Here is a 24,893-nt window from a genome sequence, read left to right as displayed (position 1 = left end):
CCGTCGGGTCCGGCTGGCCGTGATAGACCCAGGTCGTGATCTTCTTCGGTTGCGCTTCGCGCACCTTCAGGCGCCACAGCGGATGCCACTCGGTGCTGATGCGACGCTGGGTGGCCGTCGGGCTGTAGCTCGACGGTGTCACCGGGCAGGCGTCTGCGGCACCGAGCCCTTCAACGCGCACCGTCTCAAGGTTGCGTGTGAGATCGCTGCCGTAGCACGTCTTGCTGCCCGCAAAGTCGGTGCGGCTTGCGACATTGGCGTTGCCGTCGTACGTGATGGCGGATGAGGCCGCGCCGCACCCCGGGCCTCCGGGTTGGCTCACACCGGTCGAGCGTGTCACGCCGAACTGGGTGGCGAAGCTGTAGGTGCGCGCCGTGCCCAGCGCGTCCGTCACCACTGTCTGGGTGACGTTGCGGTTGATATTCTGGGTGTAGGCGAGCGTTGCGGCATCCGCCCCACCTGCCAGCGACTCGCCGATGGCACGACCGTCGCTGTTGTACTCGTAGGTGGCAAACCGGGCGCCGTTCTCGTCGGTGATGCCGGTCAAAGCACCCGGCAGGTTGGCCCCACCCGTATGAGCGGCTTCGTTGTAGTGATAGGTGCGGACCGTGCTGTCCGGGTAAGCAACCGTAGTCAGCTGGTTGGCCCCGTCATAGCCGTAGCGCACCGACTGAGCGGCCGAATTCGTGACCTTGACGATGCGGCCACTCACATCGTGGCCGAACGTGAGCTTCTGGCCCTGGGTGTCCTGTACCCGCAGAAGACGACCGGCAGGCAGCACCGTCGTCGTCGGGTTGCCGGACGCATCCAGCGCAAAGCCGCCGTCGCCCGACACGCTGCCATTCGTCCCATCACTGTAGGTCACCGTGCGCACGGTGCCATCGCGCTCGCGCACCGACTCAAGCTTGCCCAACGCGTCGAAGGTCTCGGCGCGCTCCTCTGCCGCGTCCCAGTAGCGCCAACCCGTGCGAACGCCTGAGGCGTTCTTGAGCTCTACCAGGCGGTCGCTGATGTCCGCTTCAGGATTCCACGTCGAGCCGGAGAGCTGAAACGTCAGCACTCGCCCCCCCTGCACGAATCGACCATGCGGTCGTGGTTGAACCCGAGGGCAGCCGGATCTGCTGCTGGTAATCGAATGTCCAGCCAGCACCGAGCGGCATGACGCCACTCGGACTGCCCGTGATCAATTCCGTGTAGCCCGTTCGCGTACTCAGGCTGTTGTACGTCCGGGAGAAATCAATCGGTCCGGACTGAATGTCCTGCTGGAGGAGGAACTTGTTGCCGCTGCCCAGGGCAACTGGATTGCTAAGAGACGGACAAGAGACACCTGACTTCTTCGAGCTTGATGCTGCCTCCGATGCCCGCGGAACGCACAAGCCGGTCGAATAGTTAAATAGCTCCGTCGACATGCAGAGCGGCGGTCCGACAGTTCCCATGTGCCAGAGCCCACCACCTTGTGTGGAGTAATAGCAGGCTTGGTTAGGAAGGACAGTGGAAAAAGGATCCTCCTGAGCCCTTACGAAGACAGACCAAATCGGACCAGCATGATCCACAATTATCTGGTCTTGACAAGCCGCCTCTGGCGAGCCGTAAAGCGTCTTTGCCTGGGTTGCAACGCCCGGCCATTTGACAAGCCACACGTCATACGCGTAAACGCTAACCGAATGGAGTCCGACAGCAATAGCGGCAAGCATCTTTATACGTGCTTGACCTACCCTTAAATGAACCACGACTGAACCGGATCGATTGTTTTCCACGTCAATCATTTCCATGAAGCATTCAACACTTGGTCTTGAAATCCTCGAGGCTCAATGTTTCGAATCCGGTACACAACAACCCATAACCCCGCCAGCAACAAAACAATCGTCGAAGGTTCAGGCACAGGCGCCGCAATCAGGGCCAGCGNGTACACAACAACCCATAACCCCGCCAGCAACAAAACAATCGTCGAAGGTTCAGGCACAGGCGCCGCAATCAGGGCCAGCGTGCCGTTCGATACCTCAAGTCGGTAACCCGCCTGCGTCAGGTCACCGGACAGTGCGAGCCGGCCGGCTTCGGCGAACACGATGTCGTGGGCCCGGGCCAACTCGATGCGTTGCGCGCGGTGTGCGGGGTCATGGTCAAAGTCGAAGCCGGTCAGTGAAAGTTCGACCGCCTGCGAAATCATCAGCGTGCCGGCGGCGAGCAGTGCTTCGCTGCGCACGCCGCGCGCAAGATCGAAAGTGAGAAAGCCACCGAGATCGACCAGCCCCGATATAGTGACCGCGTCGCCAGTCAGCACAAGGCTGGCGCCTTCATCGACCCTGATGCTGCCACCGAGAAAGCCGGAGGCGACCAGCCGTGCGCCGGCCAGCACTTCGAAGCTGCCCTCGAGCGCACCGCCGAATACCAGTTCACCGGCGGCGACCACGGTGTGACCGGCGTAGTTGTAATCGCCCAGCAAGGTCAGCCGGCCGTTGCCCGCCTTCGTCAAGCCTCCCGGCCCGTCGATGCGGCCGATCAGCGTGATGTCGAAGCCGTTGCTGTCGAGCGTGCCGCCGTCGGCGCCGAGCGCGATATGCCGGCGCAGTGTGAGGTCGTCGAGCGCCTGCAGCGTGCCCCCGGCGATCAGCAGTCCGCCGCGTGCATCACCCAGCCGGGCATCGCTGTCGATGCGCAAGGTGTTGCTGATGGCGGTGCCGCCGCTGTGCGCGTAGGTGCCGGCCAACGTCAGCGCGCCGCTGCCGTAGCTGTACAACACGCCCGCACCGCGGACCAGGCCGTCGTGCGTGTCGTCTTCGTCGATGAAGAATCCCACGCCGGCACCGTGGGCCACGTCGATGTCGCGGCCGAGCGTGCTGCTGCGACCGACCAGCACGCCTTGCTGAACCTCGACAAACGCCTGCGTGTTGGCACCGCGCAACCACAGCAGCCCTTCACCGGATTTCACGAAGCGGCCTGCGCCCGACAACTCGCCCGACCACGCAGCGGTGTCGGCGCTTGTCATGCGCAGCACGCCCTCGTTCTCCACGCGCTGGCTGGCGAGCCCGGGGCTGACCGACAATTCGCCTGCAAGGACGCGCGTGGTGCCCGTCCAGGCCGCGTCACCGACGACCAGTGTGCCGCTGCCATCCTTCTCGAACGCACCGGTGCCTTCGATACGACCGCCGAAAACCCGGCCGCCCCCAGATTGATGGACGCGCAGCACGTTGTCACCCAACTTGACTGTGGCGCCGCCTCCAAGGTTCGACAGACCGGCCAGCGTGCGCGCGCCATCCGCCGCGCTGAGATCGAATACCGCGTCGCTCGCCAGATCGATATGACTTGCGTCGCCGGTGCTGCCGCGCCCCTGCAGCGACAGCGTGCCGGCGCGCACATCCACCGTTCCGGTGAAGCGGCCAGCCTGCGTCAGCACGAGTTCCCCGCTGCCCGACTTCCTGAGCGTGCCATCGCCGGACAGGCTGTCGGCGAGGGTGAGCCGGTGATCGCCGAGATCGACGGTGCTGTCGCCGATGCTGTGCAGCGCACGCGCCAGTTCAAGCGCCGACGACAACTGCAGCCGACCGCCATCGAGACGCAAGGCCTGCCCGGCCGCGCCCAGACTGGCATCGCGGCCGGCGATCAGTGTGCCGCGCACCAGGGTGCCGCCGACCTGCGTGTTGTGCCCGGTCAGCTCAATGCGCGCATTGCTGCCCACCTCAAGCATGCCGGCGCCGGACAGCCGACCGGCGAAGGTGTCGCCCGCAGGTGACAGTCCGCTGATCAGCAATGCGCCGCTGCCCAGCAGCACATCGCCGGCACCCGACAGACTGGCCGCTTCGGTCGTCGTCGTCCGAGCAGCAAGGTCCAGCGTGGCATCCAGGTCGACCAGGATGCGCGGACGCTGACCGGGCGTGGCACCGGCCGCAAGCTTCAGTCGGCCTTCCGCCACGTGCAACTCGCCGCTGAAGGTCTGCGCACGGTTCAGCAGCAGTTCGCCGCTGCCGGCCTTGACCACCGTGCCGGCGCCCGACATGACGTGATCGAAGCGGTCGGCGTCCGACTGTTCGAACACCAGCCTCCCGCCCGAACGCACGGTCACATCGGTGCGCAGACTGGCAGCAGTTGCTGCCAACACGCCGAAACTCACCACCGGTGCCGCGTGCCAGACGTTGTCGGCGTGCGTCAGGCGCAGCGTGCCCGCACCCTGCTTGTAAAGCGTCTGGTGAGCCGTGAGCTGGCCGTGGATGCCGAAGGTGTTGCCCTGCGTATCGATCCAGGCTGGCCCGGCCGGACGAGGCGTGAGGGGCGCGGGCGCTGGCACCGGCATCGGCGTGCCATCAGGATTGACTATCGGAAGGAAGGCGTAATCGGCGCCGTACTGCGAAGTGGTGTAACCGATGACGACATCGCGGAAGGTGTCGAAACTGGCACCGATGACCAGCCGCTCCGAACCCAGGTAGAGCGTTGCACCGGGTGCACCCAGATCGGCATCGCTGAAGGCGGTCCACAAGTGGCCAGTCCACGCCTCGAAGTCGGGCCGGTCGCAATCAAAGGCAGGCAGACAGCAGTTGTCCACCAAGGTCCCGCCTGCCCCGTAAATGGGGTCGATGAGGTGCACCTCGTCCTTGAGCTTGCGCCAACCCTCATATGCGGCCGCCAGCGACGTCGGATCGACCGGGCCGTCGTAAAGCCCCGCCGCCACCGGCAGGGGCGCCGCCAGGGCCAGTGCCATCAGCACGCAGGGATATCTTCCCGAATTCATCTCGAACCCGTACGCATAATGAGTGCGTACAAGTGTCACCCGCATTGGCTACACGGACGTGACATCTGAATGACAGCAATCCGGTCCGCCAACCGGCCGTGCCGCAGTGATCGGCAGGGCAGAATCCGTCGACCGGCGAGCTACCGGCGCGGTGAGTCCGGCAGCCGCCGCTACTCCGGCTGCGTCCCCACCGCGAGCGGGGCGCCGTCGTCGTGGCGGGCCAACCAGTCGAGGGTGGTCTGGCGGTAGCGCACCAGGCCTTTGTATTCGGCCAGTTCGTTCGGCAGCGAGCCGAGCACGCGGTTGAGGCGCCTGGCCCAGCGCGGGTAGGTGGCCAGTTCTTCCATGCTGGCGAGGTAGCCGCGGATCGAAAACAGCATGCCGTTGCTGCGCGGCAGCCGGAACAGGGTCTGCAGTTCCACCCGCAGATGCACCTTGGCGCCGACATTGTCCGGCGTGACGCTGGCGCGGTCCTGACCCCATTCGGGATAGGTTTCTGGCGCGGTATCGAGGCGCGGGTTGATCGTCATGGTCCAGTTCAGGCGGCGCACCGGGCGGCCCTGCTGCAGCATCAGCAGGTATTTGAGTGCGCGCTCGAACACGCCCAGCTCGTGCGCCAGCGGCACCGGGCCGTGCCATTCCATGAAGCTCATGCCGACGTCGAAGGTGAGCGACCAGTCGGCCTGCGAGGTGATCATGCCGGCGTCGGCGAACAGGTCGTCGTCGCGCTGATCCATGATGACGAAATCGCCCTGGGTCTGGCGCGTGATGTATTCGAACGGCGGGCACGGCAAGGTGGCGGCGTCGCCGAAGGTGAAGGACTGGTCGATGCCCAGCGGTTTGTTCACCCAGTGCCAGCGATCGCCGTCCTTGTTCAGCACGAACAGATCGGGGTAGTCGCGCGCCATCGATTCCATCAGCAGTTCGAGCGTGTCCCACTCGGCGTCCATCATGTGCGGCAGCGACACGCAGCGGCCGGGGTCGCGCTCCAGCGTGATCGCGCGGTCGCGCATTTCGGCGATGTAGTGCTCGTCGATGTCGAACGCGTGCTCGTACACCGAGCCGGCGGGCCCGCCGGCGTGCGGTTCCATGTTGACCGAGTACATGTACTGGTCCTGATGGAAGGGAAAGGGGAAGCGGCGGATGGCGGCCGGCGAGTTGCGATAGGTGTAGTCGTCGCGGAAGGTTTCGTCCGGCTTGAAGGCTATGGTCATGTCGTCGTCCTCACAGGTTCAGGGTCAGGCAGCCGCTCTTCAGGCGCGACACGCAGGGCATGATTTTCGTGCCCGACGCGCGCTCGTCGGCGCTCAGGTACAGGTCGTGATGGATCAGCTCGCCGTCGGCACCGAGCACCTCCAGTTCGCACTGGCCGCAGGCGCCGCCGCGACACAGGTAGGGCGCGTCGACGCCCTGCTGTTCGATGGCTTCGAGCAGCGACAGGTCGCTCGGAACGCTGAAACTGTGGCCGCTGAGCGCGAGCTTCACGTCGAAGGGCTCGCCGCCGCTTGGCGCGAGGAACTGTTCGCTGTGCAGATGGCTGTCGGGCCAGCCCAGCGACTTGCCGGCATTCAGGCTGGCCGCCACCATGCCGGCCGGGCCGCAGATATAGAAGTGGGTGCCGAGCGGGCGGCCGGCCAGCAGCGAGCCGAATTCGATCTGCTCGCGGCGCGACTGCACGTAGTGGTGGATGCGGCCGGGCGCCAGCGTTTCGAGTTCGTCGGCGAACACGCCGAACTCCGGCGCGCGGTAGGCGTAATGCACTTCGAAATCGGTGCCCAGGCGCGCCAGTTCGCGCGCCTGCGAAAGTATCGGCGTGATGCCGATGCCGCCGGCGACCAGGATGTGGCGCCGACCGGTGCGGTTCAGCGCGAACAGATTGACCGGTGCCGAGATGTCGAGACGCATGCCTTCGCGCGCCGCTTCGTGCAGCCAGCGCGAGCCGCCGCGCGACGCCTCCTGCAGGCGCACCGCGATGCGCCAGGTGTCACGCACCGACGGGTCGCCCAGCAGCGAATACGGGTTGCGGTGCAGGCGATCGCCCAGCGGCAGCGACAGCACGGTATGACTGCCGCCGGAAAACACCGGGAAATCGGCGCCGTCGCTGCGCCGCAGACTGAACTCCCGGATGCCGGGCGCCAGGTCGCGGATGCGACCGATTTCGACGTTCAGCGATGCATGGCTCATGGGTAGATCACCTCCGCGGCCGGGATGTCGCCCGGCGCCTCGGCGTCGATCTGGAAGCCCATGTAGGCACCCAGACGACGCGAAAAATGGTCGCGTACGAACAGCGCACGCCCACAGCCGCTGCACGGCGCGATATGGGTGTGCACGCCGCGCGTGACGGTGCGGCAATGCACGCAGAACACCGGCCGGGCTCGCGTGCCCGCCTGCATCAGGCGCATTTCGTCGCGGCTCATGCCGAAGCCGTCAGCCAGGCGCGCCGCCTGCCAGATGGCGTCTTCCGGTCCGACCAGATACAGCCGGGTACCCATCTGGGCGGCGCGCAGCGTATCGCCCAGCGCTTTCAACGCGAGGTCGAGCGTGGTGGCGGCGATCGTGTGCACGCTGGCTGGGCGATCGGCCAGCCAGCCGGTCATCGGCTCGCCGCCAGCGTGCTGGAGGATGAGCGTGATCGGGCCGGTGGGCGGTTGCGCCCACAGTCGGCGCGCCAGCGCCGATTCATCGGCTGCGGCGAACAGCACGTGATGGGTGCCGGCGCGGTCCCATTCGAGCGCGGTGTAGACCGGCTGGCTTTTGATGGCAGGGGTGGACATGCGGCGTCTCGTGGCAAGGGGAGAGAGCTCGCCGACCCGCCGCGCGTCTGGGCGCAGCGGGTCGGCATCGATGCGTGATCAGCGCTTCTTGTCGGGATGGGTACGCTGGCGCAGCGGGTCGTAGAACGGCGTCGGCACCACCAGCGCCGCCAGATTGCCGGCCTCGCTGCGGATCGTCAGACGGGTGCCGATCGACGACTTCGCCGGCGTCAGGTGCACCATGGCCAGCGACTGCATCAGCAGGCGGCTGTAAGAGGCCGACGTGACCACGCCGACTTCGGTGTCGCCGTCATAGACCTTCGCACCCGCTTCGACCGCTGCGTGGTGCAGCACCGTCATGCCGGCCTGCTTGACGCGCTCGCGCCCCTTCAGGTGCAGCACCGCGGCCTTGCCGATGTAGTCGCCCGCCTTGTCGAGGTCGACCGCCCAGTCCATGTTCACTTCCCACGGCGTGGTGTCGCCTTCCGGCATTTCGAACGGGAAGAACAGCAGCGCGCCTTCGACGCGCGTCAGATCGAGCGCGGTCCACGAACACGGGATGACGCCCTGCGGCTTGCCCGCTTCGAGAATCGTGTCCCACAGGAACACGGCATCGGCCGCACTGCAGTACACCTCGTAGCCGCGCTCGCCGGAGTAGCCGCCACGGCCCAGCGTCACCTTCTTGCCGAACAGTGTGGTTTCGACGTGGTTGAAATAGGGCAGCGCAGCCAGGTCGGCCGGCGTGTGCGCCTTCAGCACGTCGAGCGAAACCGGCCCCTGCAGCGACAGGATGTGCACGTCCTGATCGGAGGTGATGGTCACACTCCTGCCGGCAGCCAGTGCGGCCAGCGTCTTCGGCGTGGCGCCGCTGCCGTGCGAAATGCGGAACCGGTCGGCGGCGTCGCGGATGATCATGATGTCGTCGACCAGCGCGCCGGCTTCGTTCACTTCGCCGCCGAGACGCGCCGTGCCCGGCTTCAGCTTCGTGACGTCGATGGTGACCATGCGGTCGATGACGGCTTCGGCGTCCGGCCCGGTCACGTTGACGATGTTCAGCGCCGACACGTCGTACAGCCCGGCGCGCGTGCGCGTGGCGACCACTTCATCGTGCGGACAGCTGCTGTAACTCCAAGGGATGGGCATGAAGTTCCACGTGTCGCCGTCGAGCTTGGAGCCGAGCTGGCGGTGCCGCTCGTTCAGAATCGAATTCCTCTGCATTTCCCGGTGTCTCCCTGTCTGACATGTCGCCGCGCAACGCGGTCGATCCGGGACTGATTCTGTTGTCCGGGTGGGTGCGGGACAATTCTCACGAGGAGTTACCTACTTGGAGGTAGCCAGGCTTTTCGCGGCAGGGCAGTTTGATTGGACGGCGGCGGCCGGCCCTCACCCCCGCCCCCTCTCCCACTGATGTGGGAGAGGGGAGCGGTCGCGGGGTCCTTCCCCCCTCGCCCGCATCAGCGGAAGAGGGTGGCGCGAAGCGCCGGGTGAGGGCGCTTGGGCTGTGCTTGCGGTGCGGCGCCGGTATGGCGTGGACTTCGGCGCAGGCTGCCATCGCGAGCACGCACGCGCCGCTAGCCATACGGTGCCGGTCGCAGATCGGCCGGCCCTCACCCCCGGCCCCTCTCCCGCTGATGCGGGAGAGGGGAGAAAGACCCCGCGGCCGCGGCCCACGCCCGCCAAAACGGCCGGGGGGGGGGGGGGGGTCACACCCCCCCGGGCCCCCCCCCCCCCCCCGGCCGTTTTGGCGGGCGTGGGCCGCGGCCGCGGGGTCTTTCTCCCCTCTCCCGCATCAGCGGGAGAGGGTGGCGCGAAGCGCCGGGTGAGGGCGAGGGCGTGGCGGCGCGAACTGGCTGGTCAGAACGGCGTGTCGAAGTCCGGATAGGCCCGGCGATGCATGCGGAGAGTCTTCAGCCAGGCCTTCAGTTCCTTCGGGTCGGTGGCGACTTCAATTTGCTGCTGCAATGCAACGATCTGGTCGTTACAGGTGCGGATGTCCTGCGCCAGCATGACCTGAAGGTCTTTCGGACGGATGGCCGCGAAAGGCGGCAGACCGAAGTCGATGATGATGCCGTGTTCGATGGATTCGATTTCCGTGTCCAGATCGGCCAGTTGCCCCTTGAGTATCTTGATGTAGTGCTTGAGGCGTTCGGGAGCGATGGAGGCCAGATGGGCCTGGTCGATATGTTCCAGTTCGAGTTGCAGTTCGAGCAGCTGCAGCAGGTTGCCGTTCTCGTAGGCGGTATTGGCGCGCTGCATCAGCGCGGTCTTGCGCGTACGCTCGGCGGGGTCGGGTTCGCGGTCGGGGTGCAGGGCGCTGGCGAGCTTGCGGAACACCTCGCGGATCGACTGGCTCAACTGCTTCTGTTCCGCTTCCAGCTTCGCTTCGCGTTCCTCTTCGCGCCGGCTCTTGCGGCGCGTCGATGCGGCGGCCTGCTGCGCCTCCCTTTGCGCATGGAACTGTGCTTCCAGTTGCTTCAGGATGTCCTCCCGCGACGTCATGTCGACGTCGTCGCCAAGTTCCATGCCCAACACCTCTTCCAGCATGGCCTTCATGTCGCCCTGGCGTTCGGCTTCCTGTTCGTCGAAGTCCGCCTGCGTGTATTTCGCGAACAGCTGCTTGAGGGCGTCGTCCGCCCGGAATTCGAGCACCGCCTCGGTCAGTTCCACGATGAGCGCAGCGAGCTTCTTGCGCTCACCCTTGGTCACGCCCTTGCGTTCGCAGGCCGCGTCGTAGGCCATTGCAAGCCGGCCCTGCAGTTCGGTGCATTGTTCCTGCAACGGCAGCAGGTCACGGGTATAGGTCTGCGCAACGAGCGGCCGGGTGGCCTGCCATTCGGCCAGTTCGGCGCGGCGCGCTTCGATCTTGCGGATCAGGCTGTTGAAGGACTTCTGTTCCTTGCTCAGCGGTGCGCTCGCGCGCGCTTCTATCTGGATCGGCAGATTGCGCGCGTCGTCGAAAAGGTCCATGGCGGGCGGAAGGGGGAAGAGGTGGGAAAGGGCATGAGCCGGCTGCGAAGCCGGAATGGCGCTGGCCCGGATTCTAGCAAGGCGAGGGGCCGGGGCCGGAATGAGAACGGGGATGCGGCCAGGCCGGCATCCCCGTTCTGCACGCGGCTGTCCATCGGGTGCACGCACACCTGAGCCGCCCGGCGGGCGTTCCGCTCCGCCCCCGGGCTGGCCGGGCTGTCAGGCCCGGACGCGCGCCTTCTCCGGGTCGTAGTGCGAGAAACGTACCTGCTTCGCCTGGATGCGTTTCTGGTGGCCGTCGAGCTTGCCGATCTCGACCGTGGCGCCCGGTTCGACGGCCGACACGTCGAGCCGTGCCAGCGCGATCGTTTTGCCCAGTATCGGCGAACGGGTCGTGCTGGTGATCTGGCCGATCTGTGCGCGACCGCTGTAGATCGGGTCGCCGTGCGCCACCAGCTCGCTGCCTTCGATGTCCAGCCCGACCATGACGCGCGCAGGGTGGGCCTTGCGGCGCTCGAGCGCGGCCTTGCCGACGTAGTCGTCTTCCTTGTCGGCCGCCACGGCGAAGCCGATGCCGGCTTCGAACGGATCGGTCTGGTCGCAGAAGTCGTACTCGGCGAACATCAGCCCGGCTTCGATGCGCAGCATGTCGAGCGCAGCCAGACCCATCGGCGCGATGCCGTGGGGCTCGCCGGCGCGGGCCACCGCGTCCCACACCTGCACGGCATGCTTCGGATGGCACCACACCTCATAACCCAGTTCGCCGGTGTAGCCGGTGCGCGACACGACGACCGGGCAACCGTCGATCTTGCCGACCGAGAAGCGGAACCACTTCAATTCGTCCATCGAAGCGTGGGTCGGCGGCGTGACCACGATGTCGCGCAGGATGTCGCGCGACTTCGGCCCCTGCACCGACAGGTTGTGCAACTGGTCGGTGGATGAACGCACCCAGGCGCGCAGGCCGTGCTGCGCCGCCAGCTCGCGCAGCCACACGCCGCACCAGTCGTCGCCGCACACCAGGCGGAAGTTGTTCTGCGCCAGGCGGAACACGGTGCAGTCGTCGATCATGCCGCCGTGCTCATGGCACAGCGCGGCATAGACGATCTGGCCGACCGCCAGCTTGCGGATGTTGCGCGTGGTGGCCCGCTGCAGCAGCGCTTCGGCGTCCGGGCCGGTGATTTCGAACTTGCGCAGCGCCGACAGATCGATCATCGCGGCGCGCTCGCGGCAGGCCCAGTACTCGTCGATCGGGCCGTTGGCGGCGAACGAAGTCTGCAGCCAGAAGCCGCGGTACTCGACCATGTTGCGGGTGAGCGCGGCGGTGCGGGCGTGGAAGCCGGATTCGCGCGTCAGTCTGGGGGTGGCGTCGGGCGTCATGCGGTGTGCGATCCCTTTGGAAAAGTTGTTCGAGGCGTCATACACCCGCACATGGATGTCGGTCGGATACCAGCCATTGGCCGGATCGATGTCATCGGGGCAGGACGACGAGGCGCAGACCAGATCGGTCAGTGCGCGCATCAGCACGTAATCGCCGGCACGCGACCACGGCTCGTCGAGACCGATGCTGTCGTCGTGATTGACGATGGTGTTGTAGAAGAAGTTGATCGCCGGCCAGCCGGCCCGGCGCGCCACGCCCAGCGGTTCGAGCGCGTTGTTGAAGTTGTCGCTGCAGTTGATGTGACCGGGGTAGCCCATGTCGTCGTAGTACTTGGCGCTGCAGGCGAGCATGAAGGTGTCGTGCCGGCCGACCGTATCGCGCACCACTTCGACCAGTGCCACCTGGCGCTCGTCGTAGTACTTCGACAGCAGGCCCGGACCGGGATTGGCGGTGCCGGTCAGCGTGCGCGTGGTGGTCGGGTCGAGGTCGTATTCCTGACCGCGCGCCAGCGCCGCCGCGTCGAAGGCGAGAAAATCGGAGCACTGGCGGCCATCGACGTCGATCACCTGGATGTAGTCGCCGGCCTTCACGCGGTAGGCGTGCGCCGTACCGGCCGCAACCCGCAGGTCGAGCACCGGTTCGGCCAGCGGCGGTGGCGCCTGACCGCTCAGCGGCTCGGCGCGGAGGATGTCGGCGATCAGTTCGGTCGGCGCGTCCTGCGCGTCGGGTGCCATGTCGGTGCCCGGCGCGTGCAGCAGGCAGCGCACGGCGCCCGGTGCGGTGAAGTCGCACCGGGCGCCGGACAGGCTGTCCGCCCCGAACAGGCGGGCGCGCAGCAGACGCCAGCCGGCGGGCGCGCCATGCATCAGCGCAGCGGCCGGTGTGCCGGCGGCATCGACCGCGTCGAGTGCCACGCCCGGCAGCATGGCGGCCGCGAGGCCGGCCGGCCCGGCAAGGTAGAAGTCACCGGGCTGCAAGCCTTCGGGATCGATCAGCGTGACCCGGTCGCCGACTGCCAGATCGAACGCGACCGTGGCACCGCCGGGCGCGACATGGCGGACATGCGCCGGGCGCGGACGGGCGGCGATCGACGGGTTGAAAGAAGGTTCGACTATCGTGTTCATCAGATGCGGTCACCCGCAGTCCGGCGCCGTGCCGCAGGGGCGCGACGGACCGCAACGGGGTTCATCGGATGCGGGCTCATCTGCGTTGGTGCCGCCCGCACGCTGCAGCAGGTCAGGCGTGTTCCTGGTCGGCCGGTTCGTTCAGGTAGGCCTCGAGCGAATCGTCGAGCGCGTCAAGCCATGACGTGTGATGCGGCGTCGCCATGGTGCCGGTCATCAGGGAAGCGTAGCACTTGTTCCGGTAGCCCATGATGTCCTCGTACTTGTCGTTCTTCCACTCGAGGAAGGTCTTGTTGACCGCCGCGATGTCGAAGCTCGGATAGTCGGTCGCCTCGATCAGCTGGCCGATGTACTTGCCCTGGAATTCGAACATTTCCTGCGCCGTTTCGAGCGTCAGTTCCTCTTCGCGCCAGGCCATGTCTTCGGCGTGCATGGCTTCCGGCGACGGCAGAGGGATGCGGCCGAGGATGACGTCGCGTGCGTACCAGGCCTGGGCGTCGAACATGTTGAAGCTGTACCACTGGTCCTGCATGCCGAGATAGATCAGTGCCGGGTTCTCTTCCCAGAACACGCCCTTGTAGAGGTTCAGCGGCCACAGGCGGTTGTCGGTCTTCAGGCGCAGCTCTTCCGGCAGGAAGGGGAAGTGGTGCTTGTAACCGGTGCACAGGATGACCGCATCGATATGCTTGCTGCTGCCGTCGGCGAAGAAAGCCGTGTTGCCATCGACGCGCAGCAGCTGCGGCTTTTCGTCCCAGTTGTCGGGCCACTTGTAGCCCATCGGGTTGGTGCGGTAACAGCTGGTGATCGAGCGCGCGCCGTACTTGTAGCACTGCGAGCCGATGTCTTCCGCCGAGTAGCTGGCGCCGATGATGAGCACGTCCTTGCCCTTGAATTCGAGTGCGTCGCGGAAGTCGTGTGCATGCAGCACGCGACCGCCGAAGGTTTCGAAACCCGGAAAATACGGCACGTTGGGGGTGGAGAAGTGGCCGCTCGCGACCACCACGAAGTCGAAGGTTTCCGAGTAGGTGAGGTCCTGCTCGTAGTTGTGCGCGGTGACCGTGAACAGCTGCGTGGCGTCGTCCCAGGTCACGTTGCGCACCGCCGTGTTGAAGCGGATGTGCTTGCGCACGCCGGCCTTCTCGACGCGGCCCTTGATGTAGTCCCACAGCACTTCGCGCGGCGGGTAGGAACCCATCGGGCGGCCGAAGTGTTCGTCGAAGGTGTAGTCGGCGAACTCCAGGCATTCCTTCGGGCCGTTCGACCACAGGTAGCGGTACATGCTGCCGTGCACCGGCTCGCCGTGCTCGTCCAGCCCGGTGCGCCAGGTGTAGTTCCACATGCCACCCCAGTCCGACTGCTTCTCGAAACACACCATTTCGGGAATGTCCGCGCCCTGGGCCGCCGCAGACTGGAAGGCTCGCAGCTGGGCCAGGCCGCTCGGGCCGGCACCGATGATGGCAACACGCTTTTTCATGCTGTGGATTCCTCTTGTCAGTTCCGTTCGGGATACGGCTGCGACGGCGCCGCATGCGCCGGGTCGCCCGCCGGACGTCCGGCTTCGCGCCGTATGTCAGGTGCCGCGAATGATGCGAAGCGCGACCGGTGCGGACAATTCTCAAGAGGAGTTACCCATTAGGGGGTAGGCGCCGGTCTGTCCCTGTGGGAGCGGCGGCCTCGCCGCGATATGCACTTTGATCAGCGACCATCGCTGCACGATCGCGACCAGGCGGTCGCTCCCACAGCTACGTCGCGGCCTTTTTGTGGGAGCGGGCCGTGCTCCCGATTCCGGTCATGAGACACGCGCGTTCGCCTGATCGACGCGGGCGGTTGGCGGCTTTCGACCGTCATCCGCGCCTTACCCATTAGTGGGTAATCCCTTGTGAGAATTGTTCGCACGGCAGCGACGTTTCAATAATCGGTCCCACATCAAGACCTCCGGGCGCACTGGCGCGGCCGGTGCGTCACCCCGCAGCACCCTCATTCCCGAGCATCAACGCATGGCAACCGGCTTCCCGGCCGGCTGCCGTGACGCAGAACAGGCGGACGGCGCTGGGCCCGTCATCCGTCGTACAGATCGCCCGACAACCGTGGATCACAGGAGAGCACCATGCATGAACGTTTTCGTCACAAGACCCTGAGCGCGCTGCTGCTGGGCCTGCTCGTCGCACCGCTCGCCGCACAGGCGGAAGAAGCGCCGGCGCCGTCGTACACGATCAGCGCCAACGTGGGCGTGTTCTCGCAGTACATCTTCCGCGGCATCAGCTATACGCAGGAAAAGCCGGCCGTGCAGGGCGGCTTCGATCTCGCACACGAGAGCGGGCTCTACCTCGGTGTGTGGGGGACCAATGTCAGCGACCTGGCACTGTCGAACGCCACCGGCGAGATCGACGTCTATGGCGGCTATGCGAAGACGGTGGGCGACTTCCTGTTCGATGTCGGCTTCCTGCAGTTCATCTTCCCGGGCGGCAAGTACGATCCGTCCGGTGAAAGCCTGAACACGCTGGAACTGAATGCCGCGGTGACCTGGAAGTTCATCCAGCTGAAATACTCCTACGCCGTCACCGACTACTTCGGCTTCAGCACGAAGGCATTCGGCGCCGATTCGGACGGCTCCGACTATCTGGAAGCGAACGCGAACTACGAGTTCCTGCCGGGCTGGATCGCCAACCTGCACGTCGGTCACCAGAAGGTGAAGAATTACGACGACTACGACTTCACCGACTGGAAGGTCGGCATCACGAAGAACTTCGACGGGGGCTGGCAGGCAGCCGTGGCCTATGTCGACACCAATGCCGACAAGAACTTCTACACCATCTGCGACAACGTCGGCGGCGCGGCAACGCGCTGCAAGGACACCGGCGACAGCAAGTGGCTGCTGTACGTCAAGCGCACGTTCTGATGACCGAAGGGCTGCCGCGATGCGGCCCTTTTCGCTAAAGGGGATATGACATGAGCAGCAATGCAGATGTGATCGGAGGGGCGCCGGTACGATCGGCCAGCCGTGCCGAAAGTGCTTCACTGCACCGGAAGATCGACTGGACCGGTGCGTTCTGGGTAGCCAGCGGTGTGCCGGCGCTGGTGCTGTTTTCCATCGGTGCCATCGCGGCTACGGTGGGCAAACCGTCGTGGATGGTATGGGCGCTGTCGATCGGCTTCGGCTTCATCCAGGCCTTCACCTACGCCGAGATCGCCGGCCTGTTCCCGCACAAGTCGGGTGGCGCGTCGGTGTACGGTGCGGTGGCGTGGGTGCGTTACAGCAAGATCATTGCGCCGGTCTCGGTGTGGTGCAACTGGTTCGCCTGGTCGCCGGTGCTGGCAATCGGCTCCGGGCTGGCAGCAGGCTACATCCTGGGCGCGCTGTTCCCGGCCGACGCGGCAATCAATACCTGGCAGCTGACGCTGGTCGATCTCGGATTCATCAAGTCCGGCCTCGAGCTGCGCATCAACGCGACCTTCCTGGTCGGTGTCGTGCTGCTGCTGGCGGTGTTCGGCATCCAGCACGGCGGCATCCTGCGCTCGGCGCGCACGACCATGGTGCTCGGCATCACGGCGCTGATCCCGCTGATGCTGATCGCGCTGGTGCCACTGCTGTCCGGCGACATGCCCTCGACCCACTTCTCGCCGATGGTGCCCATCGCATGGGAAAACGGCCTGGTGGTCGATGGATCATGGAACATGGCGGGCGTCACGCTGATGGCCGGCGGCCTGTTCATCGCAGCGTGGTCGACCTACGGCTTCGAGACGGCGGTCTGTTACACCCGCGAGTTCAAGGACCCGAAGAAGGACACCTTCAAGGCAATCCTGTTTTCCGGTCTGCTGTGCATCGTCGTGTTCACGCTGGTGCCGCTGGCCTTCCAGGGTCACCTCGGGCTGGGCGAAGTGGTCACGCCGCCGGTGGTCGAGGCGGATGGCACGGTGTCCTCGCCGGCGGTCTACAGCGGCATGCTCGCGCCCGACGTGTACAGCGGCATGGGTGTGGCCAACGTGATGTCGCACATGGTGGGCGGCGGCGAAGTGGTGGCGAACGTGCTGGTGGTCATGCTGGTGCTGGCGGTGCTGCTGTCCATCATGACGTCGATGGCGGGTTCGTCGCGCACGCTGTACCAGGCGTCGGTCGATGGCTGGCTGCCGCGCTACCTGTCGCACGTCAACGAACATGGCGCGCCGACGCGGGCGATGTGGACCGACCTCGGCTTCAACCTCATCCTGTTGATGCTGTCGGACTACGTGTTCGTGTTGGCTTGCTCCAATGTCGGCTACATCATCTTCAACTTCCTGAATCTGAATTCCGGCTGGATCCATCGCATCGACCGCCCGGACTGGGAGCGTCCGTTCAAGGCTCCGAACATCATCCTCGGCATCGGCGTGGTACTTGCGTTCGTCAATCTCGCGCTGATGGGTCTGGGTGCCGACATTTACGGCGCCGGCACGCTGACGGCCGGTCTGGTGTTCGCATCGCTGATCATCCCGGTATTCCTGTATCGCCATTACGTGCAGGACAAGGGACAGTTCCCGGATGCGATGATCGAGGACATGCACTTGAACGACCAGCTGCCGTCAGGCGGCAAGCGCGCCGGGGTGCTGCCGTATGTGACGCTGGCAGCGGGTGTCGTGGTCGTGGTGGTGTCGCACAGCCTGGCCGTGTATTGAGTACTCGCCAGCGGTTGTGCTGAACAGCCGGCAGCGGCAGCCCATGGGCTGTCGTCTGCCGGTTTTCCTTTCAGGGTCCGGCCGGCGCGAGACGACGCCACGCACCTCAGTCGTGGGCGGCCACCCGCCGGAACTGCGGGTTCTGCAGCGCCCACACGGCCGCCTCGAGGCGGCTTTTCATGTTGAGCTTGCTGAGCACATGCTTGATATGCACCTTCACCGTCGCATCGGAAATGCCGAGCACGCGCGCAATTTCCTTGTTGCTGCGCCCGTCCGACAGCAGGCCGAGAATCTCGCGCTCGCGTTCGGTCAGATCGGTGTGGGTTGCCACTGGCGGCGCGTTCAGCGCATGGGCGAGCAGGCCGGCGACACTGCCGTCGAGCACCATCGTGCCGGCCACCGACTGCTTGATGCGCTGGCACAGCTCCTCCGGTTCCATGTCCTTCAGCAGATAACCGTCGGCGCCGGCCTTCATCGCATCCAGCACGTCGCGTTCATCGTCGGACACGGTCAGCATGACGCAGCGGCCACGGACCCCGGATGCCTTGAGCCGGCGCAGTGTTTCGATGCCATTCACCGACTTCATGTTGAGGTCGATCAGGATCAGGTCGGGATCGGTTTCGGCGGCCAGCGCGAGGCCGGTCGTGCCGTCGCTGGCTTCGCCGGCCAGTTCGAGTTCATCATCGGCACGCACCAGCTGGGCCACGCCCTTGCGGAACAGCGGATGATCGTCGATCAGCAGTATGCGTATGCTCATGTCGTCACTTCGGAAAGAATGTCGGCCGGCAGCTTCTGCGGCGCGAAGGCCAGCTGCACCCGGGTGCCGCCGCCCGGCCGGTGGACCACAGACACTTCGCCACCGAGCGAGCTGGCGCGCTCGCGCATGATGGACAGGCCGTAATGGTTCGTTTCTGCATAGGGATTGGTCAGGCCGCGGCCGTCATCATCCACGATCACGGTCAGCAGATGTCCGGGGCCGTAGTGCATGCTGACCCACACATGGTAAGCCCGTGCGTGACGCACCGTGTTCGACACCGCTTCGCGGATTACCTGCATGACGTGGAACTCCTCGTTCACGCCGAGCTGGCAGCGGCCCAGATCGTGCACGAAACTGATGTCGAGACCGCTGCGCTGCGCGAATTCATCGACGGTGGCCTGCACCGACGACAGCAGGCCGCCCGGGCCCATGCGCACACGGAAGGCTGCGATCAGGTCGCGCACCTCGCGGTAGGCGGCCGACAGCCCCTCGCGCAGTTCGCGCGCTGCCTGCGCCACGTCGGCCGGGTGCTTTTCGCGGTCGAGGCCGCGCTGCAGCCGGGCCACCTGAATCTTCATGTAGGCCAGCGACTGCGCCAGCGAATCGTGCAGTTCGCCGGCGATCGCCGTGCGTTCTTCCATCAGCGCCACCCGCCTTTCCTCCTGGCTGCGGCTGACGCCGGACAGCGCGAGCGCAGCCAGATGGGCGAAGCTTTCGGCCAGCTTGACCTGCGGGTCATCGACCCGCGCGTGCTCGGGGAATTCGGCCACCAGCGTGCCGAGCGCCAGATCGCCGCGGCACACCGGCAGCACCAGCGAACAGGTCGGACCGCTCGCGCCCGGCGGCACCACGCGCGCGGTGATTTCGCGCGCTGCCGTCTGGTCTGCAAGCTGGCCCATGATGGCAGGCTCGCCGTGGGTTGCCAGTACGGCGTCGGCACCCAGGGCCTGCCGCGCGACGATGCCCAGGCTGAGCGCGACGGTGCGCGCACCGAGCGCCGATTCCAGCTGGGCAAGACCGCCCAGCAGGCTGAACGCCGACACTTCGCTGTTGGTGAAGGTGCGCGCCACCTGATGCAGGGTCTGCAATTCAAGCGCCTTGCGCCGCAACTGTTCGGCCGTGACCTGCTGGCGCCAGCGCACTTCCGCTTCCAGCCCGGCCTGGCGCGCGGTCAGTTCGGCCAGGCTTTCGACCAGCCGTTCGATCTCGTCGCGCCCGCGCGCACGGCTGCTTTCCGGCATCAGGCTCAGTGCGGCCTCGCTGCGGCAGACGAGCAGGCGATACGCCCGATGTGCGATCAATGTGCAACCGACGACGATGGCGAGCACGCACAGCCCCTGCAGCAGCAGCATGACCGCCACCCGTTCGAGCAGCGCACGCTCGACGCCGGCCACCACGTCGCACAGCGCCCCTTCGGCCGCCGCCGGCGCGGCACACAGTGCGACCATGCGGCCGAATACCTGCGAAAACTGCCGCTCCACTTCGATGCTGCCCCAGAAGGCCAGCGCCGCGCACAGCGCACAGCCGGCCAGCATGGCCGTCAATCCGGTATACAGCGGGTAGCGCCTGCCGGCGCCTGAAAGGAAGCGAATCACGATGGCCCTGTATCTGTTTTCCGCATGGACGCTCGCCCTGATGTTTGCTGCCGTGGTCGGTACCTGGCACGGCGGCAGCGCGGCCTACGGCCTGCCTGCCGCGGTCGGGCTGGGCGGACTGCTGCTGGTGCTGGTGTTGCGGCGACAGACATGGTCCGACGCGCCGCTCCGGCGGCGCCCCGATGCCACTGCACAACAGACGCAGTGGGCGGGTGAACTGTGCCACAACATTTCATCGCCCTCGGTCACGATAGAAGGACCGACCATCAGTTTCGCCAACCAGGCTTTTCTCGCGCTGCTCGACTACCGCGGCCGCGCCGACGAAGTGGTCGGGCTGCCGTTCACCAATCTGCTGCACCCGGTCGATCATGCCCGCTTCGCTTCGCTGTACGCGATCGCCGCCGGCAGCACGCCGACGGCTGCCGACAGCATGTTGCGCATGGTCAGCGCGACCGGCCTGCCGGTGAAGCTGCACGCCAGCATTTCGCCACTGCCCGCGGTACCGGGCAGCCTGCTGATCCAGTTCAGCCAGGATGCCGCTGCCGCACCAGCGCGCGACGACAGCGAACATGACATTCCAGTGGTGCTGGACCAGATCGATCTGGTGCTGTTCAAGACCGATACCGAAGGCCGCATCGCCTATCTGAATCGCGCCTGGGAGCGGCTGACCGGGCGCAGCGTCGCCGACAGCCGCGGGCGCCTGCTGAGCGCGGCCGTGCACCCGGAGGAGCGCGACGGTGTTGAAAGGTCGCTGCTGTCGGTGGCCAGCGGCCAGCTCGATCAACTGGTCAGCGAAGTGCGTCTGGTGGCCGCCAGCGGCAATGTGTTCTGGGTCATGCTGCGCGCTCAGTCGTGCACCCTGCCCGATGGCGATCTGGCCGGCGTTGTCGGCACGCTGACCGAAGTCACACGGCGGCGGCGCAGCGAGGAACTGGGTTCCAGCCGGCGCTACCTGAACACGCTGCTCGCCAATGTGCCGGGCATGGTGTATCGCGGCCGCAACGATCCGGACTGGACCATGGAATTCGTCAGCGACGGCTGCGTCGACCTGACCGGCTACGAGCCCTGGGAGCTGGTCGACAACCGCCGCGTGGCCTTCGGCAGCCTGATTCACCCGGAAGACCGCGAATTCGTCTGGTCGCAGGTGCAGGCCAATCTGGCGCAGCACAAGCCGTATCAGATTTCCTACCGCATCGCCGACGTCAACGGCGTCTATCTGTGGGTGTGGGAACAGGGGCGCGGCGTGTTCTCGTCGCAGGGCGAACTGCTGGTGATCGAAGGCTTCATCACCGACGTGAGCGAGCGGCGCGGCGCCGAAGAACGCGCCCGCCGCCGCATGTGGTTCGAAGCGCGCACCGGCATGACCAGCCGGCCCATCTTCGATGCGCTGCTGGCGTGGACGCTGCATCAGTTCCAGGTCGGCGGCGCCCCGTTCGCACTGCTGTGGGTCGATGTGTTCGGCATGGAAGACCTGGTGCCGCAGTACAGCCAGGAAGTGTCCGAACAGGTGCTGGCCGAGGTGGCGCGCCGCTTCCGTCCGGTCAGCTATCCGGGCGCCGCAGTCAGCTATCTGGAAAAGCACCAGTTCGCGGTGCTGCTGACCGACTTCCGGGCCGGTCAGGCCGCGCGCGAACTGGCCGGCTCCAACGAACTGATTCCGGCGGTATCGAAACTCGCGGCGCGCCTGATGCAGGAACTGACCGCGACGCTGCGCGTGGGCGACAGCGAGGTGGTGATCGCTGCAGCCGCCGGCATCGCACTGGCTGATGCGCGCTACATCGGCATCGAATCGATGTTCGACGCCGCGCGCCGCGCCGCGACCCAGGCGGTCGAACTGGGCTCGGGGCATTGCGAGTTCGCCGACGAATGAGCTGGTCTGTTGCGGTGCGGTTCGTGTTCGTAGTGTAGGTGGCCGTCGTCGGCGAGGAAATGTTGTTACGTCCCCATTGAGTCAGAGACCAAGTCTCCGATGGATGCTAGGTCGCTTCGGGTAGCCTTATTGACTTGCGCTTCGCGGTTTGTGTCCGCCATTTTCTGAGCGGGACATTTCATCGATCTCATCCCTATAGTGCTCGCGCAATTCGGGCATGAGCAGTACTAATCTGGAGCCCAAGAACGAGCACATTTCTTGGAAACTCATGGACTCGTAAGTTTCTCGTCGAATGTTCACCAATGGAGTCGGAAACATGCTCTTGTCTGGATGCTCAATCAAAACGCCCTTTGCTTGATCATCCATACGTACGATTAGGTGGTCAGATAGAAATCTCATAAAGGTGTGTCTACTCCGTGTAACGGTGTCGTCACACCGTTCGGTCCGAATCGGCGGCATTCGCTGTACCTGACAAATGCCGACTTCTTACATGTCCTCACGCCAGCGCGCCCCCACTGAATCGCGATACCTTCGCAAAGCCCCTCTTCAAGCTTTCGCCTTGCCTCGCACGGGTCGTCACTCTCGCCATCATCGCCGCACCACTCCTTGATTGTGTTGATTCCGTTGCTGAGCGTATTAGCGACGCTTTGCATTGCATCTCCAATCGGCTTGGTGCAGTTTGTGGCAATACACGCGCCAACAGCGATAGTCCCTCCGATCACGATTGCATCATCGACCCCCACCACCAATCCCTTCGGATCGATGTATCTGATCGGCGATGCGTTTGCATATGCAAAGGTGTTCGTCCCTCCCTCGATCCCGATGGGATCACTGGACAGATACCTCCCCAGCCTGGGCACATAGTACCGATGCCGGTTGTAGTGCAGCCCCGACTCCTCATCGTAGTACTGCCCCGGGAATCTCAGATTGACCGTCGTGGGCTGGCCGTTGCCGTCCGGGTCCTCGTTGGCCGGTGAAGTGCCGTAACCGTCGGACTCCCAGCGCCACACGATGGCGCCACCATCTATCCGCGCCTGCCGGGGCGTGCCCAGATGATCGAGTTCGAGGTAGAGCATCCGGATTTCGTAGGTGCCGCCGCCCTGCGGGATGTGCTCGGCGATGGCGAGCAGGGTGTCGTCGGCCCGGACGTAGCTGCGCAGCGGCACGCCGGCCCCCGTTGTTTCGGCCATCAGCCGGTCGCGGTCGTCGTAGTGATACACCACCGTCTGCGCGCCCTGGGGCGCTGCCGCCGTCGTCACCTTTCTCGTGCGTCGGTGTTTGTAGTCGTAGTGGTACGTTGCCCTGAGCTGGCCTCCCCGACTCACCGTCTTCAGCCGTCCGGCGTCGTCCCACGTGTAGCTGTTCAGTCCGTCGTGCGTGATCTGACCCGCCGCATCCGTCGTTACCGTCGCACCATTGATCGTGGCCACTCGGTTCGTGTTCGCGGTGTAGGTGGCCGTGGTCAGGGTGCCCGGTGCGGTGGCGCCGTCCGTCGTGCGGTTGCCGTTGTGGTCGTAGGCGTGGTCACGATGGCCGCTGTAGCCGGTCTCCGTATCCCATGCAAATGTCGCTACGTCCCCGAATATTCAAGGGCGCTTCAGTCGCCCCGTTCGTCGTACTGGTAAGTGTCGGCGTACGTACCCGTGCACGCAGCGCCAAGGGCGAGCGCGATGAGCGCGCGGGCTGCAATGACGCTTGCGATGGCAACGACGTTCGGGGTCTTCACGCGGCACCCGCTCACTTGTTGGTCAGGGTACCGGGGGCGTCGGCCGCCCCGTTGGCAGACATCGAAGCGCAATTCGCGGCCGCTGTGTTGCCGTAGTACACGTCCAGCGTCTGCTGGGTGGTGCGCGCCAGCAGTGCTGCGGCATGCCAGCGCTTGCACGCTTCCGCACGCAATTCGACGTGTGCCCCCAATTGTTATCACTTGACGCCGACATCGAGAGCGCCCGCTACTCCCAGAGAACGCTTTTCGCTGTCTTTTCAAGTAGTTGATCGATGGTCGTGTCAAACGGTTTGTTGATCAGGCCCAAAAATGCAATTCCCCGCCGGGAACAGAGCACATGCGCTGCAATTTCAATCGGACCTGCCTCACTTTCTGCAATGCCTGATGCGATGAATTCCGTCACGCCGCCGACTTCCAAGGGCTCCTTCATCGAGAACCTGCCCGGGCCTGCTGAAAAAAAGAAAAAATTCTGCCGAATCTTTTCGGCTTCGCATGGCGTCGCACAGTCAGGCTGCGACCTTTGGCAAATCTGGACGCTCAGAACCGGCGGCGTCATATCACGATTCGGACTGGCGGACACGCTGTTCGGCGACTCTCTCACAACGTTCCACCCGGACGGCAGTTCGAGTGATGCACCGCCGACAACAACTGGGGCAGCACAACTCGCAAGGCTCAGACCGCAGAGCAGCAGGCAAACTGCAATTCGCACAGGTATCTCCCGTTAGTCATCCGAGTGCTTACGCGCCCTGTAATTCATAGTTGAGGCTGATCGGGATACGGTACCGCTCCTGGCAATGATCGATACCAAGGTTCAGGACCCGGTCCGAACGTCCCCGATGGCAGGCCACATTGAGCCAAGCAGTCGCGAACGTAGGACGTGCACTGCCGATTGAAAATGTTGTACGTGCCAGGATTGCTCTGCCGCTCGCTCCGACAAGACTGCATGCATTCATCCTCCTTAGGTTCAGCCGGCAGGGTCGTGCATTCATGTTGTGAATGTCCTATATCCGACCTGACTTCGCCAGGACCATACACTCCGCGTGTTTTTGGATAGAACCCGGAAGTTGATCCATCGTTACCTGGGTTGCCGTCTCCAAATCCAACATGACCAACACCACCTGCATAGAAGCAAACAAGAACGTCCAATCCTGTCGGGTCTACAAGGCTGACAGGGTTGCCAAGGGCATAGCCATAGGTGTTGATGCCCCCCGCCACCCCGATCGGATCACTGGACAAATACCTCCCCGGCTTCGGCACATAGTACCGATGCCAGTTGTAATGCAGCCCTGACTCTTCATCAAAGTATTGCCCTGGGAAGCGCAGATACACCTTGGTGACCTGTCCGTTGCC

At 65.1% G+C, this 24,893-nt stretch carries 19 protein-coding genes and 1 pseudogene; 3 read left to right on the top strand and 17 right to left on the bottom strand.

The window, feature by feature from the left end; all coding sequences use genetic code 11:
• The 10 genes and pseudogenes from NMQ14_RS18925 to NMQ14_RS18880 all read right to left on the bottom strand — a co-directional run.
• Nucleotides 1-1,060 (bottom strand): annotated as a pseudogene (locus NMQ14_RS18925) (hypothetical protein); the annotation flags it as partial.
• Nucleotides 1,020-1,772 carry a DUF6531 domain-containing protein gene (locus tag NMQ14_RS18920; protein WP_257098417.1) on the bottom strand — a complete coding sequence of 251 codons (753 nt, stop codon included), beginning with the start codon at nt 1,770-1,772 and terminating at the stop codon, nt 1,020-1,022. The gene NMQ14_RS18920 and the pseudogene NMQ14_RS18925, both read right to left, overlap by 41 nt.
• Nucleotides 1,763-4,693 carry an autotransporter-associated beta strand repeat-containing protein gene (locus NMQ14_RS18915; protein WP_257098416.1) on the bottom strand — a complete coding sequence of 977 codons (2,931 nt, stop codon included), beginning with the start codon at nt 4,691-4,693 and terminating at the stop codon, nt 1,763-1,765. The genes NMQ14_RS18920 and NMQ14_RS18915 overlap by 10 nt, the downstream gene beginning before the upstream one ends.
• A gap of 200 nt (nt 4,694-4,893) precedes the next feature.
• Nucleotides 4,894-5,937, bottom strand: a complete 1,044-nt coding sequence (locus tag NMQ14_RS18910) for a DUF3445 domain-containing protein (RefSeq protein WP_257098415.1) — start codon at nt 5,935-5,937, stop codon at nt 4,894-4,896.
• Between the two features lie 10 nt (nt 5,938-5,947).
• Entirely contained in the window at nt 5,948-6,907 is a 960-nt protein-coding gene (locus tag NMQ14_RS18905; protein ID WP_257098414.1) for a PDR/VanB family oxidoreductase, read from the bottom strand.
• A complete protein-coding gene (locus NMQ14_RS18900) occupies nt 6,904-7,497 on the bottom strand; it encodes a dimethylamine monooxygenase subunit DmmA family protein (protein ID WP_257098413.1) in 594 nt (197 codons plus the stop codon). Before NMQ14_RS18900 ends, NMQ14_RS18905 begins: the two co-directional genes overlap by 4 nt.
• 78 nt (nt 7,498-7,575) lie before the next feature.
• A complete protein-coding gene (locus NMQ14_RS18895; protein ID WP_257098412.1) occupies nt 7,576-8,694 on the bottom strand; it encodes an aminomethyltransferase family protein in 1,119 nt (372 codons plus the stop codon).
• A gap of 636 nt (nt 8,695-9,330) precedes the next feature.
• On the bottom strand, nt 9,331-10,443 hold the full coding sequence (locus NMQ14_RS18890; protein ID WP_257098411.1) for a J domain-containing protein: 1,113 nt from the start codon (nt 10,441-10,443) through the stop codon (nt 9,331-9,333).
• Between the two features lie 219 nt (nt 10,444-10,662).
• Nucleotides 10,663-12,945 (bottom strand): DUF1989 domain-containing protein, encoded by a 2,283-nt coding sequence (locus NMQ14_RS18885; RefSeq protein ID WP_257098410.1) that lies wholly within the window; start codon nt 12,943-12,945, stop codon nt 10,663-10,665.
• Between the two features lie 112 nt (nt 12,946-13,057).
• Nucleotides 13,058-14,419 (bottom strand): NAD(P)/FAD-dependent oxidoreductase, encoded by a 1,362-nt coding sequence (locus NMQ14_RS18880; RefSeq protein WP_257098409.1) that lies wholly within the window; start codon nt 14,417-14,419, stop codon nt 13,058-13,060.
• Between the two features lie 633 nt (nt 14,420-15,052).
• On the opposite strand from NMQ14_RS18880, the gene NMQ14_RS18875 reads away from it, so the two are divergent.
• Together NMQ14_RS18875 and NMQ14_RS18870 are read left to right on the top strand one after the other, a co-directional pair.
• Nucleotides 15,053-15,844, top strand: a complete 792-nt coding sequence (locus tag NMQ14_RS18875) for a TorF family putative porin (protein ID WP_257098408.1) — start codon at nt 15,053-15,055, stop codon at nt 15,842-15,844.
• 50 nt (nt 15,845-15,894) lie between these two features.
• The gene (locus NMQ14_RS18870) at nt 15,895-17,595 is read left to right on the top strand and encodes an APC family permease (protein WP_257098407.1); all 1,701 of its coding nucleotides are present in this window, start codon (nt 15,895-15,897) and stop codon (nt 17,593-17,595) included.
• A 106-nt stretch (nt 17,596-17,701) separates the two neighbouring features.
• Here NMQ14_RS18870 and narL read toward each other — a convergent pair whose 3' ends face one another.
• Nucleotides 17,702-18,352, bottom strand: coding sequence for a two-component system response regulator NarL (gene narL, locus NMQ14_RS18865; protein WP_257098406.1), 651 nt, complete (start codon nt 18,350-18,352; stop codon nt 17,702-17,704).
• Nucleotides 18,349-19,947 carry an ATP-binding protein gene (locus NMQ14_RS18860; protein WP_257098405.1) on the bottom strand — a complete coding sequence of 533 codons (1,599 nt, stop codon included), beginning with the start codon at nt 19,945-19,947 and terminating at the stop codon, nt 18,349-18,351. The genes narL and NMQ14_RS18860 overlap by 4 nt, the downstream gene beginning before the upstream one ends.
• Nucleotide 19,948: 1 nt before the next feature.
• Here NMQ14_RS18860 and NMQ14_RS18855 point away from each other — a divergent pair, with 1 nt between their 5' ends.
• Entirely contained in the window at nt 19,949-21,817 is a 1,869-nt protein-coding gene (locus NMQ14_RS18855) for a PAS domain-containing protein (protein ID WP_257098404.1), read from the top strand.
• 395 nt (nt 21,818-22,212) lie between these two features.
• Here NMQ14_RS18855 and NMQ14_RS19785 read toward each other — a convergent pair whose 3' ends face one another.
• The 5 genes from NMQ14_RS19785 to NMQ14_RS19780 form a co-directional block, all read right to left on the bottom strand.
• Nucleotides 22,213-23,247, bottom strand: coding sequence for an RHS repeat-associated core domain-containing protein (locus tag NMQ14_RS19785; RefSeq protein ID WP_373457212.1), 1,035 nt, complete (start codon nt 23,245-23,247; stop codon nt 22,213-22,215).
• A gap of 167 nt (nt 23,248-23,414) precedes the next feature.
• Nucleotides 23,415-23,543 carry a hypothetical protein gene (locus NMQ14_RS18845; protein ID WP_257098403.1) on the bottom strand — a complete coding sequence of 43 codons (129 nt, stop codon included), beginning with the start codon at nt 23,541-23,543 and terminating at the stop codon, nt 23,415-23,417.
• 11 nt (nt 23,544-23,554) lie between these two features.
• Nucleotides 23,555-23,734, bottom strand: a complete 180-nt coding sequence (locus NMQ14_RS18840) for a hypothetical protein (RefSeq protein WP_257098402.1) — start codon at nt 23,732-23,734, stop codon at nt 23,555-23,557.
• A 35-nt stretch (nt 23,735-23,769) separates the two neighbouring features.
• Nucleotides 23,770-24,099, bottom strand: coding sequence for a hypothetical protein (locus NMQ14_RS18835; RefSeq protein WP_257098401.1), 330 nt, complete (start codon nt 24,097-24,099; stop codon nt 23,770-23,772).
• 197 nt (nt 24,100-24,296) lie between these two features.
• The coding region (locus tag NMQ14_RS19780; protein ID WP_306441346.1) for an RHS repeat-associated core domain-containing protein at nt 24,297-24,893 on the bottom strand (597 nt) is incomplete at its 5' end.

It is taken from the genome of Methyloversatilis sp. XJ19-13, from assembly GCF_024580155.1.
Classification (GTDB): Bacteria; Pseudomonadota; Gammaproteobacteria; order Burkholderiales; family Rhodocyclaceae; genus Methyloversatilis.
This window is presented reverse-complemented; position numbering and strand designations above follow the sequence as displayed.

Bases quoted from the DNA above. Each gene is read 5' to 3' on its own strand.
- NMQ14_RS18920 (WP_257098417.1), bottom strand. From the start codon at position 1,772: ATGGAAATGATTGACGTGGAAAACAATCGATCCGGTTCAGTCGTGGTT.
- NMQ14_RS18910 (WP_257098415.1), bottom strand. From the start codon at position 5,937: ATGACCATAGCCTTCAAGCCGGACGAAACCTTCCGCGACGACTACACC.
- NMQ14_RS18905 (WP_257098414.1), bottom strand. From the start codon at position 6,907: ATGAGCCATGCATCGCTGAACGTCGAAATCGGTCGCATCCGCGACCTG.
- NMQ14_RS18900 (WP_257098413.1), bottom strand. From the start codon at position 7,497: ATGTCCACCCCTGCCATCAAAAGCCAGCCGGTCTACACCGCGCTCGAA.
- NMQ14_RS18895 (WP_257098412.1), bottom strand. From the start codon at position 8,694: ATGCAGAGGAATTCGATTCTGAACGAGCGGCACCGCCAGCTCGGCTCC.
- NMQ14_RS18890 (WP_257098411.1), bottom strand. From the start codon at position 10,443: ATGGACCTTTTCGACGACGCGCGCAATCTGCCGATCCAGATAGAAGCG.
- NMQ14_RS18885 (WP_257098410.1), bottom strand. From the start codon at position 12,945: ATGAACACGATAGTCGAACCTTCTTTCAACCCGTCGATCGCCGCCCGT.
- NMQ14_RS18880 (WP_257098409.1), bottom strand. From the start codon at position 14,419: ATGAAAAAGCGTGTTGCCATCATCGGTGCCGGCCCGAGCGGCCTGGCC.
- NMQ14_RS18875 (WP_257098408.1), top strand. From the start codon at position 15,053: ATGCATGAACGTTTTCGTCACAAGACCCTGAGCGCGCTGCTGCTGGGC.
- NMQ14_RS18870 (WP_257098407.1), top strand. From the start codon at position 15,895: ATGAGCAGCAATGCAGATGTGATCGGAGGGGCGCCGGTACGATCGGCC.
- narL (WP_257098406.1), bottom strand. From the start codon at position 18,352: ATGAGCATACGCATACTGCTGATCGACGATCATCCGCTGTTCCGCAAG.
- NMQ14_RS18855 (WP_257098404.1), top strand. From the start codon at position 19,949: ATGGCCCTGTATCTGTTTTCCGCATGGACGCTCGCCCTGATGTTTGCT.
- NMQ14_RS18835 (WP_257098401.1), bottom strand. From the start codon at position 24,099: ATGACGCCGCCGGTTCTGAGCGTCCAGATTTGCCAAAGGTCGCAGCCT.